The following is a 14,819-nucleotide window of genomic DNA, read 5'->3' as shown; positions in this document are numbered from 1 at the left end:
TTTGCGATGAAATCTGAAATACTGACCTTGCGCGTGCGCCAATTCATCCGCGTACTCATCACCCTGCTGGTCACCCTGGCGGCCATCTGGGCGGCATTGCGGCTTTGGGATCATTATGAGCTGGCGCCCTGGACCCGGGATGGACGGGTGCGGGCCAATGTGGTGGTCATCGCGCCGGATGTGTCCGGTCTGGTGACCGATGTGGCGATACAAGATAACCAGCGGGTGACCGCCGGTTCGCTGCTGTTCGAGGTGGATCGCAGCCGTTACGAACTGGCGGTTCGTCAGGCCCAGGTGGCCCTCGACTCGCAGCGCATCGCCATCGCCCAGGCACAGCGCGAAGATAAACGCAACGCCCAGTTGGGCACGCTGGTGCCCCTGGAGGAGCGCGAGCGGACACAAACTCGCCTGGAACAGGCGCAAAACGCCCTGGCCCAGGCCGAGGTGGCGTTGGACAGCGCTAAGTTAAACCTGCAACGCGCCCAGGTCAGGTCGCCGGTGGACGGTATTGTCACCAACCTCGATCTGCGGCAGGGAAGCTACGCCACCACCGGCAAACCGGTACTGGCCCTGGTGGATGTCGGGTCGATTTACGTGGAAGGCTATTTTGAAGAAACCAAACTGCCGCGCATCCATATCGGCGACCCGGTGCGGGTCATTCCCATGGGCGGCCACGGCCCCTTCACCGGCACCGTGCAAAGCATCGCGGCAGGCATCGCCGAACGCGACCGGCTCACCGGAGACGACCTGCTGCCCAGCGTCAACCCTACCTTCAACTGGGTACGCCTGGCGCAGCGGGTGCCGGTAAGGGTTAAAATCAATGCCTCGGATATCGCCCGCCAGCGGCTGGTGGCGGGTCAAACCGTCACCGTGGAAGTCACCTCCCCTGACGCCGGCGGCGTCGGCGGCCTGACGTTTATCCGGCAGGGACAATAAACATGGCGGATGTCGCTATCAAGCCTTCGGCCCGCCGGCGGAGCGCGCTATTGATCAAAGCCCTGATACCGCTGGCGCTGGCGGGATTGTCCGCCTGCGCCATGTTCCCGGCGGGACCGGACTACCGTCCGCCGGCATCGCCCATGCTTCATCGCGCCGGTAGCCAGCCCTTGCTGCGGGCAGGAGACACATCGCAATCGACCCTGGCCGATGCGCAACCGCTGCCGGATCACTGGTGGCGGCTGTACCGTGATGACCGGCTGGATGGCCTGGTGCGACAGGCGCTGACGCACAATACCGATCTGCGCATCGCCCGGGCCGACCTGGAACGCGAGCTGGCGCTGTTAAAAGAAGCCGGCAGCGCCCGCTACCCTACCCTGTCGGCCAATGCCGAACCCAGCTTCGGCCACCCTTCCGGCGTCTCGCTGTTAGCGCCGGACTATGTCCCCCCCAATACCTGGAATTACGACAGCGGCCTGAATCTCTCCTACCAGGTGGATTTATTCGGACAAATACAACGGGCCATCGAGGCGGCCGGTGCCGACAGCCAGGCGGCGCAGGCCGCCCTGGACCTGGTAAAAATAAATGTGGCCGCCAATACCGCCCGCGCTTACGCCGAGGCGTGCGCCACCGGTTTGCAGCTCCAGACCGCCGGGCGTTCCATTGACCTGCAACAGCAGTCAGTGACCTTGACCGACCGTCTGCTCCAGGCGGGGCGCACCGGTCAACTGGATTTCCTGCGGGCTAAGGCTCAATTACAACAGCTTCAGGCGACGGTACCGCCGCTACAGGCCAGGCAGCAAAATGCGCTGTACCGGCTGGCGACGCTTACCGGCGTCCTGCCGCAGGATTTCCCACGGGATGTGGCGGACTGCGTTTCGCCGCCGCAGTTGACGCGGCTCATCCCGGTGGGCGACGGCACGGCCCTATTGCGCCGCCGGCCGGATATCCGCCAGAACGAGCGCCGGCTGGCCGCGGCCACCGCCCGGGTCGGCGTGACGATGGCCGATCTTTACCCGAAAATCACCCTGGGACTCTCCGGCAGCTCCGCCGGCTATATGAGCGACCTCGGACGAGGGGACACCTACGGCTGGAGCCTCGGCCCGCTGATTTCCTGGACAGTGCCCAATACCGGCGCGGTTCAGGCGCGCATCGCCCAGGCGCAGGCCGGTGTGCGGGGGGATCTGGCGCGTTTCGACGGTTCGGTCCTGACGGCGGTGGGTGAAGTGGAAACCGCGCTGAATAATTATGCCCGCGAGCTGGACCGGCATCAGGCCCTGCTGGCGGCCGCGGACGAAACCCGGCAGGTAGCGGAAAAAACCCGCATGCTCTATGCCAGCGGCAAGATCGGCTATCTGGATGTTCTGGATGCGGAGCGGGGTTTGGCCGCCAGCGACGCCGCCCTGGCTCAGTCATCAGGCCAACTGGCGGACGATCAGGTGCTGCTGTTCCTGGCGCTGGGGGGCGGATGGCAAGATACTCCGGCCGCCGGCGCGCCAACATCCGCCAAGAGTGAAAAAAAGGGTTCCTGAGCGCCCCCAACCCTGTGCCTACCCGTTTTGTATAAATCTCACCGACGGGGGCAGCTTGTCAGGCCTGCCCGGCACACGTGTATAACTGACATCAATTTCTTGCAGCTCCGAGGGAAATGTTTGCGGCAATCGAGAGAGTCTATTATGAGTGATGTGGAGGACTTGTAAGGACGTGGGCAACGTATCATCGGTTAGCTCGGTAATTTTATTATAATTGACCGACAGTGATGTTATTCCTGGCGGTAACGTCTTGGGCAGCGATGAGATTTGATTATTGTTCGCCCACAAAATTTTCAAATTCAACGGCAAATTCTGCGGTAGAGCACTTAACATATTTGCAGAAACCTGCAGCTGATCCAAATTTGGCGGAAAAACAATTGATAAAAAGGTAAGGGAATTATGTGAGACTAATAACTTTTTTAATTTGGGTGGAAGTAACTGGGGGAGTATATCCAAAAGATTATGGCAGGCATTCAAATAAACTAAATCTTTAGACAGAACCCCCGGCAAAAAACGTAGTTTATTATAAGAGACATCTATATGTTTAATTCCTGACGGCATTTCAGACGACAGGCGCATCAGCCCATTATGGCGAACGTCCAAATTTTCCAAATTTCTCGGCAGCAAGTCCGGCAAAAGTACCAATTTATTATTGTTGGCGATAAGGCACGACAGTCCCTCTGGTAGAGGTATAGGCAATCGATGTAAATGATTAGCGCTCACATCCAGATAAATCAACGATTGGGGTAAGCGAGGCAACGACGTCAACTTGTTCCAGCTCAAATCCAGATGGGTAAGCACCGAGGATTTAAGTTCGGGCACACTGGGCAAAACGTTATGGGATGCATCCAGTGCTACCAAGGTTTCGGGAAGAGAGTCTGGCAGAGCATCCAGAGAATTTTTCCCAATGTGAAGCCATTCCAATCCCCTTGGCAAAGGCGTATTCAAAACCTTAATACCGTTAAAGCTGAGATCAAGATGGAGAACATCATCAGGCAGAAAAGGGGGGGCATCTTTCAAATTGAATCCTGCCAGAGAAAGATAATGGTTACCTTGATCAACATAAGCGTTTAGAATTTCACATGCGAACCACCGCCTGCTCTGTGGAGGGGACTCAAGCAGCCATTTTTTCCATCCGTCAGAATACTGCTCAAGCAACACAGCCAATCTTTCCTCGGCCTGGATCCTTACACTGGATAAACCGGCATAGGTGTTAGCGTACCGGCTGGAAACGAGCGACAAATGCTGTAATGGGCGGACGCCAAGGTGTCGGATGATTTCCGTTCTCGCAACCTGTGACCGGGTCAGCAAATAATTTACGTCGTTCACCTCTGCCCGCGCCAGCAAAGCTTGCGCTCTCGCGGTCAACACGTTCGATGACGACACATAAGACGACCAGGCGCTTTCGCTCAGACCGAACTGTTCAAGAAATATCTTTTTTCGCACTGGATTAGTTTGCCTGGTATTGTCCAGCCAACGCAGCAGATGATCCGCCGTCACCGGAGAGGCGTGTTGAACGGCCGGTGGCAAATTGCCGCTGCCCGCGGCCAGGTCTTTGGCGTATTTCGCGGCCCCGCGGCCGCTAAATCCCGTTACTAAAATATTTTTCAGATGCTGCGCCATCGGTTTGGGTACGGCATGCAAGATACCCGTGGCGGAAAGGGTATATTTCTTACCGAATGCGTCCCCGGTAAGAGGGTCTATCTGTACGTAAACCGGTTGTCGATTAAACCTGTCACCCGCCAATTTCCTGACTGGTATATCTTTATCAAGGCCCGGCAGACGACCGGTTTTGATTTTATTGATGGAAGCCGGAACGTCCTGCAGCGATAATACCGTATCCAGGGAGGGCAAGACTTTTTCCCACGCTGGCAGCGTCCGTTTTATTATATGGGCCGCCGCCGCAATGCGGCGGAAGGCGCCAATGCCCACCATGCCCATTAATTCCATACCGGGATCAACGCTTCTGAGCGCGGCCAAGCCCATCTGAATCAATGCCTTTCGATTCAGTTCCTCCGCTGCGGGCAATATGCCGTGACGGGTAAATTGGAGGGTGCCTTGGCGTATAGCGACTTTCAGCATTTCACGGGCGGCAAGGGAACTCATGGTTGCCCGTAGCGCCATCATCCCTCCCCTTACCCCCTGTTGACCGAACCGAGCAGCCAGTCCCGCGCCCTGCCCCGCAAGCGGCAACAAAACAAACATGTCTATCGTGCAGGACAGTGAGGCTTCCCTCTTTTCATCTTTAATGTCGTTAATACAATTGTAAAAGGGAATCAACGAGAGCAGAAACCGTTTCGTTTTCTCGGCGCCGGTCTCTTCATATCCCAACTCATGAAGATTATTGAGGAATTTTTTTCGGTGTTTTTTAATGAGCTGTCCTACCAGCTGTTCTAGAGGTTCATGGGTATTTTTTAATAATTGAGCGTTATAGATATCATCGTATACCTTTAACTTATAATCGCTATCCCTATAAAGTTTCTCTCGATCGGCCATTAATGCACGATATAAATTTTCTTGGTAATCCACCCGCAGTAAGCTGTATTTATCATCAATAAGTTCCAAAGCATAAATTCTTTTTTTCTCTTTATTGAGGGCAATAAATAAATCCACTGTAGAAGCTAACTGAACGGTATAAGCGTGCCGGGGTATTGCCCGAGCAAACATCTGATTGCGGATAGTAGAAAATGCCGAAAATACAGCAGAGGTTGTATAAATTTCCGCTCCCCGCAAAAAAAAAATTTCATCCGCTGCCGATTTTTCAAAGGCTAATGCAACCATCAGCGTATCCACCGCGGCATATTTTGTCGCTATATTTTCATTTTGCTGATTGAAAAGCTGATTGGCATCGTCGGTTAAGGGATTTTCAAGATGGCCCTTAGAAAGGCAAAACGGGACTGAGGTCAACTTATCCGCGGTGACAACCTGAGTCTTCTTCATTAACTCTTCTTTCAATTGTGTGCGGGTACGGTAATTCTCCCATGCCAGGGTAAATTGATGGTATGGATTTTCTTCTATTTTTTGCAGATCGACAGCCGCAAAAAAGGCTTCCAGCGCCAGCTTATTGCCCTCATCGGTACGGAAAATCTCCTTAAAGGAAATACCCGTGCCGCGTTCAGCATGATGCTTGACATAGAAAAGTTTGGCAGGGAGTTCAAATATTTTAATCAGCTCTGGATCGGCTACACCTTCGCGCAACATGCCCTCGAAAGAAGAGCCGATTTGCACCAATTCATCAACAGAGAATTGCCGGCTATCTTTTTTGGCATTATTGACAATCATCAGGCCGGCATGAAGTAGTCCCCAATCGGCAGTACCAATGTAAATATTATTTTCATTAACCGTGGCATGGTCCATCTCCAAATAGGGCAATTTATCCAAAATAATCTCATGGTATATATAATTTCGAGTCACTTCATTTAAAAATGTGGTATCGTTGGTCTCAGGCGAACGCTGCAGAGAGTGGATGGCGATATTATTTAAGACGGCATTATAAAGAGTGTCCACAGGCAATCTCAGCGGTTGCCCGCCATGGCATTTATTCTCCGTTATTGATTGAGAGATAATCCGACCGATAAACTCATCTGGGCTAATTTCAAAAACCTGCGCACTCAGCCAATTTCTGACGATGCGAAATTGCAGCCATTCTGCCAAGGCCTCCTTGTCATGGGCTCCATATTCGCCAGTATGCTTGATGAGCTCACGAGAAATTTTCTCCAGCCCGTCAGGGAAGCGAATGATATGTTCGATCGCCCCCTCAATCACCGCATTCATATTACTATCATCAAAAGGTTTTCCGCCGGCATGTTTCGCCAAAAAATGTTTAACGTTTTCAGTTTGCGGATCTGCCGGGCTTTTTTGGTATAATTCATCCTTTACTGCTGAACGTGTGGGCGGGCTTGTTGTCAGGCTTGTGGTAAAAACGGGAGCGGTGACGTCGCTGTCCAAATCTCCCTTGGCCGGCGGTCTTATCGTCGTTGTCGGCTCCTGTAATCGTGTAATCATATGGCCGCCCTGGAGTCCATGCATGCTTGTGCCGGGGTTAAAAAGACGCTCGGCTTGTAGCGGCAGTGAATGATTTAATCCATGGATAACGCCGTTCTCAGGATAAACTACCCTGAGCGCATCCCCCGGCGTTTTGGTAAAATCAACCGGGCTACGTCGCCCCCGTGACTGAGTGGTATGATGTGCAATATGCCCGCCACTGATTGCCAATGAAATATTCGAGACCATAAGTATTGATTGCAGCATCACTTCCGCCCTTGCCCTTTGCTTCGCATCGCCCGGATATTTCGCCAGATCATTAAGCAATATTTGCTGCGCTTTTGGCGTGAGCATTTTTTTGCTATTATTAACTTGGTAATTACCGATATTGTTTCTATAAACTTGTTGAGATATTGGCATTAAAAACCCCTGGCAATGATAACTTAACCCAAAGAGGTTTCATTATAACGGGAGAGAAAAAAATAATTCCAGAGATAAAATTAAAAATAAAAAAACTGCTGATTATCGAAGTTTTGATTTAAAAAAAGCATATAAGCTTTATAAGTAATATACCATAATGTATTAAATATATTTAAAAAACTCTATTCTTCATTATTCTGTTAAATATTTATTAGACCCACAACGTCCAAAAAAAGGCGTCCGGGCGGCATACTCCCGGACACGTTGATTAAGGCGCATTGAGCAAAAGTAACCGCTGTTTTATGCCGCTTCTTTTTTCAGCGAAGCCATATCAATCACAAACCGGTATTTCACATCACTCTTCAGCATCCGTTCATAAGCCTGATTGATATACTGGATATCAATGACTTCCACATCACAGGTAATGCCTTTTTCGGCGCAGAAATCCAGCATTTCCTGGGTCTCGGGCAGACCGCCGATAAGCGACCCGGCCACTGACTTGCGCCCCATGATAAGCGGCACGGTACTGACCGCGGGATTCAGCGCCCCCACCAGCCCTACCAACACCAGTGTGCCGTCAAGATTCAGTGTCGACAGATAGGGATTCACATCATGCTCGTAGGGCACGGTATCGATAATCAAATCGAAATGATCCGCCACAGACTCCATCTGCCCCGGCTCGGTGGACAACACTACCCCATCGGCACCCAGGCGCCGCGCTTCCTTCTCTTTACCCAGCGACCGGGTGAACAGGGTCACCTCCGCCCCCATACCCTTGGCCAGCTTAAGCGCCATATGGCCTAAACCGCCGAGGCCCACCACCGCCACCTTACTGCCCGGCTGAACATTCCAGTGCCGCAACGGCGAGTAGGTGGTGATGCCGGCACACAGCAGGGGCGCCGCTGATTTGGCATCCAGACCGTCCGGGATCCGCAAAACAAAATCTTGCGACACGACGATTTTTTCCGAATAGCCACCGTAGGTGGGCGTACCGTCATGGCGATCCTTATCGTTATAAGTTTGAGTCGCCACTTCCTTGCAATACTGCTCCAGCCCCTCCTCACAGGAACTGCAGTGCCGGCAGGAATCCACCAGGCACCCTACCCCCACCGTGTCGCCGACCTTGAATTTTTTCACCCCGGCGCCGACGCTCACTACTTTGCCGATGATCTCGTGCCCCGGCACCAGGGGGAAGACGCTAAAACCCCAGTCATTGCGGGCCTGATGAAGATCGGAATGACAAACACCGCAATAGAGGATATCAATAACGACATCATCCTGCCGGGGATCGCGCCGGATGATGGTGTGTGCCGCCAGCGCGGAAGTCGCGGTTTCAGCCGCGTAACCTAAAATTTTGAAGGACATGTTCTTTTCCTGTTTTAAGGCTTAACAAAGCTCATCAGCTTGCCGCTGAAAGGCGGAAATTGCCATATAAAGAATATAAATCATAGCCCATTTTGGCTTTTCTTTTGGATGAAGTTAACGTGGGCCGGCAGGTCGGCGGGCCGGCCCGGTACATTGGTATAACTGACATCGATTTCCTTGAGCGTGGCGGGTAATCTTGCCGGCAGCCTGGCGATAGGATTATGATTGATATGAAGAATTTGTAAGGCATCCGGCAAATTATCGGGCAATTTGTAAACATGATTATTAGTGATTTGCAATGACCTTAATCCGCTGGGCAGCGTCGGATAGACCACTAAAATAAGGTTGTTATTTAGCGTTAGGTCTTTTAACCCGGGCGGTAGATTCTGCGGTATCGTTGTCAATAAATTTCTTGAAGCACATATCTTCCTTAATTTTGGCGGTAAAAGGGGCGGCAAAAATGATAATATATTTTTTGATACAAACAACTGCTCTAAATTAGGTGGAAGCATAGCAGGCAAATCCATCAAACGGTTTGCGGTGGCATCAATGGTTCTTAATGTTACCGGCAAGAAAGCTGGCAAATTCATCAGTTGATTTTTGGCAATGTCCAAAAATTTCAATTCAATCGGCAGCATGTCCGGCAGGCTCTGCAACGCGTTATTATGAACCTCCAGCCATATCAGCTTTGCCGGAAGATCCGGCAGGACCGTTATCTGGTTGTTATTTGCCGCGAAACGCGTGAGCGCTTTCGGCAGAGGTACTGGCAACAAATGTAAATTATTGTTGCTGACATCCAAGAACACCAAGGTATCGGGTAAAAAGGGCAAAAAAGTCAGCAGATTATGACTCAAATCGAGAAATGTCAGCGACTGAGATAGTCTCGGCGGCAAAAAGGATAAAAGATTATGGCTGGCATCCAGCATATTTAACGCTGCAGGAAGGGGGTCCGGTAACCGGTCCAAAAAGTTGATGCTGACATCCAGGCTCCCTAAATTCTCCGGCAACCTCGGCGTCACGTGAGCCAGTTGGTTGCCGCTGAGATCGAGGTGGAGAATATCATCGGGCAAAAGAGCGGGCAAATCGGTCAATCTTAGGCTTCTGAGGATAAGTTGACGGTTATTACGTTCGAAATAGAGATTAAGCCTTTCCCATGCCAGCCACCGTTTTTCCCTTGGAAAGTATTGAGCCAGCCAATCGCCCCAGACACGGATAAAATTTTGTTGCAACAGTGCCAATCTTTCTCTTGCAAACGCTCTTAAACTGACGGCCCTCAGATGTTCATTTTCATATGAGGGAAAAGCCCGCAGTAAATTTCGCAGGGGGGCAATGTCCAGATGTTGAATGATTTGCCGCTGCAGTTCCGGCGATAACCTAAACAAATTGTTAAATTCATTCATTCCCGCCCGTGCCAGTAAAGCTTGGGCTGCTGCGGTCAATGCTCCCGACGGCTCGACATAAACCGACCAGGTGGTGTCGCTTAAGCCCCAATGACATATGAATTCCTCACTTGCCAGCGGATTGATGTTTTGTGAATTTTCTATCCATCGCAGCAAATGATCCACGGTAACCGGAGGAGTGAGTGGCAAAGGCGGTCGCCCTCTGCCGCGCCGAACGGCCAACCGGGCGGCGGACCGGGCAGCCCCGCGGCCGCTTAATCCCACCTCAAGGATATTTTTCAGGCGCTGTGCCATCGCTTTGGGCACCGCATGCAAAATCCCCGTGGACGAAAGGGTATATTTATTGCCAAAGACATACCCGGTGGCGGGATCAACTTGTACATAAACGGGCTGCCGATGATACTTTTCTCCATACAGCTTTCTTACCGGCAGATCTTTATCTCGCCCCGGCAGACGGCCGGTTGTAATATATTCAGCGGAAATCCGCGGGTCCCGATGGGATAATATCGCCTCCAAACCAGGTAAAACCTTTTTCCAGGCCGGCATGACCTCTTTAAGCAGGTTGCCCGCCGCTACTACCCGGCGAAGGGCATGTCCGCCGAGAATACCCGCTATTTCCAGGCCGGGATCAAACGTTCTTAATGCCGTCAAACCCAATTGAATAAAAGCCTTTTGATGCAATTCTCCGGCCGCCGGCAATATCCCGTGACGGACATACTCTTTGCCTCCCTGGCGTAGCGCGGTCCTCAGGGTTTCGCGGGCCGCGAGGGAGCCGATGGCGGACCGGTATGCCAAGATCCCCCCCTTGAAACCATGTTGGGCGAAACGGGAAGCCAACCCCAGGCCCTGACCCGCCAGCGGAAGCAACAGCATCATGTCCAAGGCACAGGAGAGGGGCGCGTCGCTTTTTTTATTGATGATACCGCTGATGCAATCATGCAACGGAATGAGCGATAGGAGAAATCTTTGCGCCTTTTCTCCGGACGTTTCTTCATAACCCTGCTCATGCAGCTGATTCAGGAAAATGCCGCGGTGTTTTTGAATAAGTCGGCCAACCAATTGTTCAAGAGGCTCCTCGGCGCTTTTCAAAAGATTTCTTTTACCTTCAGCATAAATCCTCAATTTATATTCATTATCCCGACGAATCTTTATTCTATCAGCCATTAACGCATAATATAATTCTTCATTATAATCTACGCGGCTCAATACGTACTTTTCGCCATGATTTTGCAAGGCGAATATTCTTTTATGCCCGTCCCGGAAGGCGGCAAATAAATCAACATTAGCCGATAACGAAACGGTATAAGAGTGACGGGGTAATATCCGTGCCACCATTTGCCCGCGAATGTTATCAAACGCGGAGAAGACGGCTGAAGCCGTATAAATCGCCGCCGCCCGTAGAAAATCGATCTCCTCCGGGTCCAGCCGTTCAAAGGCCAACGCGACGATAAACGTATCCACTACCGCATATTTTGCCGCAATATCTTCATTTTGCTCTTTGAAAAGCCGGTCGGCATCGGCGGGTTCAAGGTCGGCGGGGCTGGCCGCGTCCAGGCAATACGGACCGGCGGCTTTATCATTCAAGGCAGTCTGGCTAATGCCCGCGGCGGCGACCGGCGTCTTTGTCATTTCCCTTAGCTGGGTGCGGGTACGGTAATTCCTGAGGGTCTGCGTAAACAGGTTGTAGGGATTTTCTTCCGCCTTTTGCCGGTCGCTTGCTGAGAAGAAGGCTTCAAGGGCATTTTTATCTCCTTCCTCGGAGCGGAAAATCGTTTCAATTTCGATATTGTTTTCTCGCTCCGCCTGTTGTTTGATGTACAACAGCTTGGCGGGAAGATGGAATATTCCGACAAGCTCCGGATCTATGATCTCTTCCGACAACATATCCTCTAAAGAGCTTCCCAGTTGGATCAATTCATTCAACGCGAATTGGCTAATGTCTTTTCCCGTTCGTTTGGCGATGATCAGGCCGGCATGCAAATATCCCCAGTCCACTGTGCCCACATAAATGTTATGATTATCGATATTCTCAAGGCTTAACGACAAAAAGGGCAATTCCTCGAAGAGGACTTCATGAGACAAATAGTTTCGGGCGGAGTCGTCGAAAGAAAAAACCTTTTCGCCGCTCGCCGCTCCATCCGGTTTTTGTATACCGATCTTGCTTACAATATATGAATAAAGGACCTCATTGGGCAGTTTTAACGGCTGCCGGTCACTGCATGCATTTTCCCGGACCGCCTGAACAATAACCCGCCCGATAAATTCACCCAGGCTTTTTTCAAATACTACCGCACTGAGCCAGCTTCTCACCACACTGTATTGCTGCTCGTCGCTTAAGGTCTCGCGGCTCTGGGCCCCGTACTCGCCGGAATGTTTCAGAATCACGCGGGAGATATCGGCTAATCCATTAGGGCAATGGATAATAAAGTGGATTGTTTTATCAATTATGGCTGCAATATTGTTTTCATTATCCTTGCCGTAATGCCTTGTCAAAAATAGATTGATATTATCTGTTTGTAGGCTCACCGGATCTCTTTCCCGATGTTTCCTTTTACTTTTATTCAATCCCACGGCATCAGACGCCGAAACGTCACTACCCGGGACCATAATAACCGGCGGTGTCGTCCCGGCATCCGGCTTGGGGGATGATGCTGTGTTATGGCGGTAATTTTGGCCTTTTTTTTTGCCGCGCTTGTACTGACACCCATGCTGTAATAATAGTGAAGTATTTCTCCCTAGGGAAATTCCGCCTTCGCCATAGGCTGCCGCCATTGGAAAGTAGGGCGTTTCGCTCAGGCCGGCCAGGCTACGGGGCACCCGCGCCTTGTCCGTTTGCGCCCGTATATACATTTCGCCGGTCGCCAATGAAATATTGGAAATCGACAATAGGGCTTGCAGCGCCAACATCGCCCTCAGGTTTTTCGTCGCGTCGCCAGGATAATTTGCCAGTTCACGCAGCAAAGCCTGCTGCGCTGCTTGGCTGGTAATGTTTTTATTACTATTAATATGGTAATTACCGATATGTCTTCTGTACAGCTGTTGAGATATTGGCATAGGTTACTCCGGTCAAGAATATATAGACTCATTAAATATAATTTCTATAGGATATGAGCGTTCGAAACAATTCAAAACAACCGATTCTACACAAAAAAAAATTTTTGATTAGCCAATGCCATGGTATATTTTTAAAACTATTTATTTACCTACTGTAACTTAAAACAGCCAGATCGCAGAACATCCTTTTTATGAAACAGTCAGAAATCCGCCATTGGCTAATCACTGACTTGTCACGCCGGGGTTGAAGGGAACCCCGTTATTTTATTTCAGCCGGCCCTATTTATGCCCGGCGGCAAGGCCGCAATCCTAACTCACTGTGGGCTACGGGACGTATATATCCGTTAATTAATAACTCATTACTATTCAATAGCATCAAGAAAATTTTACAGAACGGTTCCGGCCGGCTATTAACAATGTGACCCCGATCCCTATAATTTCGTTGGGATGGATTATGCTGAAAATACTTTATTTTCAGAAAAATACTTTCACTTGGCACTTCGGGTGATTTTATTGGCGACAGGTAAATATATCTTAGCAAGGGGAGTTATATGCAAAACGTCAAACGTAAAACTACCGTGCCGCCGCTTTATCTGATCCGTAACGAACGCCTGACGCCGCCGCCGCACCTGCTGGCGGGTGAACGGGTGGTGTTATTCGATGGCGAATGTGTCTTGTGCCGGCGCTTGGTGCAAACGCTGATTCGCGCCGACTGGAAAAAAAAGATCCATCTCGCGACGGTGCAATCAAGGCCTGGAAAGGATCTTTTGCGCTGGGCGGGATTGTCCGATGAAAACTTCAACACCATCGCCTACATTGCCGACGGCCAGGTTTCCATTCGCTCAGACGCATTTTTCCAGGCGTTGATCCAGCTTGGCTGGCCCTGGCGCACACTGCGTATTCTGCGGTTTTTACCCCGGAAACCTCGGGACGGGCTATATAATTATGTTGCCCGTAACCGCTACCGTTGGTTTGGTAAACTTCCTGGCGGCACCCTGCCGCCGGATGACGGACAGGGCAGGCGCTATCTGGACGGCGGCCGAGGGTAACTCACCTTTCAGCGCACCTCGCCGAAGCCCACCGGCGTCCAGCGATAGCCTTGGGCCCCGTCGGCGCGCAAGTAGCCGATGCCGGGAAAGGTGATATGCGCGCCGGCAATCAGCGTTTTTTGCCGCACCACCTGCTTTAGCAGGGCCTGACGGGTTTTAATCGCCAGAGCGCTATCGGAATCAAAGCCGATGCCCAGTTCGGGGTGGGCAAATTGTAGCGCCGAGTAGTGAACGATATCTCCCCAGAACAAAATGCGCTGCCCGTTGCGCTCCAGCAGAAATCCGCTGTGGCCGGGGGTATGGCCCGGCAGTGCTACGGGCCTCAGGCCGGGCAGCAGTTCGGTATCATCGCTGAAGCTGTGCAGCCTTCCCGCTGTTTCATAGGGCGCCAGGATATCCCTGACGCGCTGAAAGGCAGCCTGTTGTCCTGTTGGCGCCCCATCGAGATTGGCTTGAGAAAGCCAGTAGTCCACTTCCGGTTTCGACGCCCACACAGCGGCATTGGGGAACGCCGGCTGGCCGCTGTCGGTCACCAGCCCGCCGATATGATCCCGGTGCATATGGGTCAGCAAAATCATATCCACCTGCTCCGGCCGGTAGCCGGCGGCTTTCAGATTAGCCATGACCTGGCCGAACCCCGGCCCCAGCAGCTTGCCGCCGCCGCTGTCGATAAGGATCAGGTGGTCGCCGGTATTGATGAGAAAGCTGTTTATCGAGCCGTTGACCACTTTGGGCGCGTCGCCATCCACCGCGGCAACATCCCGTTGCAGCGTTTCGGGGGCCGCGTTTTTGAATAATGTCAGGGGAAAGGTTGCACTGCCGTCATACAGGGCGGTGACCTGGGCGCCGCCCACCATGATTTTGTAATAGCCCGGCGCCTGGGTATTGACCAGCGGAACGGTTGCCGTGTCGGCATCCGGGGCCAGCACCACTGCGGCCAACAAGACAGCGGCGCGGGTAAGGTTTTTTATCGTCATGTTCTTTTCTCCGGCATAGATGTCAGCAGCCTGATTAATAGCATACAAATATGCTGACATCATGACGAATCAATATCCTGCCCGCACCCTCAGTCGCTTTTC

7 protein-coding genes are annotated in these 14,819 nt (G+C 51.8%); 3 read left to right on the top strand and 4 right to left on the bottom strand.

The features are described from left to right. Positions 1-6: 6 nt before the first annotated feature. A complete protein-coding gene (locus HB631_RS06020) occupies positions 7-936 on the top strand; it encodes an HlyD family secretion protein (RefSeq protein ID WP_213990255.1) in 930 nt (309 codons plus the stop codon). A gap of 2 nt (positions 937-938) precedes the next feature. Beyond that, the gene (locus tag HB631_RS06015) at positions 939-2,468 is read left to right on the top strand and encodes a TolC family protein (protein ID WP_213990254.1); all 1,530 of its coding nucleotides are present in this window, start codon (positions 939-941) and stop codon (positions 2,466-2,468) included. A gap of 18 nt (positions 2,469-2,486) precedes the next feature. On the opposite strand, the gene HB631_RS06010 is transcribed toward HB631_RS06015, so the two are convergent. The 3 genes from HB631_RS06010 to HB631_RS06000 form a co-directional block, all read right to left on the bottom strand. Further along, complete coding sequence (locus tag HB631_RS06010) at positions 2,487-6,872, bottom strand: hypothetical protein (protein WP_213990252.1); 4,386 nt, start codon at positions 6,870-6,872, stop codon at positions 2,487-2,489. Positions 6,873-7,172: 300 nt separating this feature from the next. Further along, positions 7,173-8,237, bottom strand: a complete 1,065-nt coding sequence (locus HB631_RS06005) for an NAD(P)-dependent alcohol dehydrogenase (RefSeq protein ID WP_213990251.1) — start codon at positions 8,235-8,237, stop codon at positions 7,173-7,175. 80 nt (positions 8,238-8,317) lie between these two features. Continuing rightward, complete coding sequence (locus HB631_RS06000) at positions 8,318-12,691, bottom strand: hypothetical protein (protein WP_213990250.1); 4,374 nt, start codon at positions 12,689-12,691, stop codon at positions 8,318-8,320. A gap of 551 nt (positions 12,692-13,242) precedes the next feature. On the opposite strand from HB631_RS06000, the gene HB631_RS05995 reads away from it, so the two are divergent. Continuing rightward, on the top strand, positions 13,243-13,740 hold the full coding sequence (locus HB631_RS05995) for a DCC1-like thiol-disulfide oxidoreductase family protein (RefSeq protein ID WP_213990249.1): 498 nt from the start codon (positions 13,243-13,245) through the stop codon (positions 13,738-13,740). A gap of 8 nt (positions 13,741-13,748) precedes the next feature. Here the strand turns inward: HB631_RS05995 and HB631_RS05990 are convergent, their stop codons facing one another. Further along, positions 13,749-14,717: an MBL fold metallo-hydrolase gene (locus tag HB631_RS05990; protein ID WP_213990248.1), complete on the bottom strand. Its 969-nt coding sequence runs from the start codon at positions 14,715-14,717 to the stop codon at positions 13,749-13,751. Positions 14,718-14,819 lie beyond the last annotated feature (102 nt).

This window comes from Sodalis sp. dw_96, assembly GCF_018449575.1.
Taxonomy (GTDB): domain Bacteria; phylum Pseudomonadota; class Gammaproteobacteria; order Enterobacterales; family Enterobacteriaceae; genus Acerihabitans.
Note: the sequence above shows the minus strand (reverse complement) of the source record. Positions and strands in the feature narration are given on the sequence as shown.

Excerpts from the sequence above, each read along its gene's own strand:
- HB631_RS05990 (WP_213990248.1), bottom strand. The coding sequence starts at position 14,717 with ATGACGATAAAAAACCTTACCCGCGCCGCTGTCTTGTTGGCCGCAGTG.
- HB631_RS06020 (WP_213990255.1), top strand. The coding sequence starts at position 7 with ATGAAATCTGAAATACTGACCTTGCGCGTGCGCCAATTCATCCGCGTA.
- HB631_RS06015 (WP_213990254.1), top strand. The coding sequence starts at position 939 with ATGGCGGATGTCGCTATCAAGCCTTCGGCCCGCCGGCGGAGCGCGCTA.
- HB631_RS05995 (WP_213990249.1), top strand. The coding sequence starts at position 13,243 with ATGCAAAACGTCAAACGTAAAACTACCGTGCCGCCGCTTTATCTGATC.
- HB631_RS06010 (WP_213990252.1), bottom strand. The coding sequence starts at position 6,872 with ATGCCAATATCTCAACAAGTTTATAGAAACAATATCGGTAATTACCAA.
- HB631_RS06000 (WP_213990250.1), bottom strand. The coding sequence starts at position 12,691 with ATGCCAATATCTCAACAGCTGTACAGAAGACATATCGGTAATTACCAT.
- HB631_RS06005 (WP_213990251.1), bottom strand. The coding sequence starts at position 8,237 with ATGTCCTTCAAAATTTTAGGTTACGCGGCTGAAACCGCGACTTCCGCG.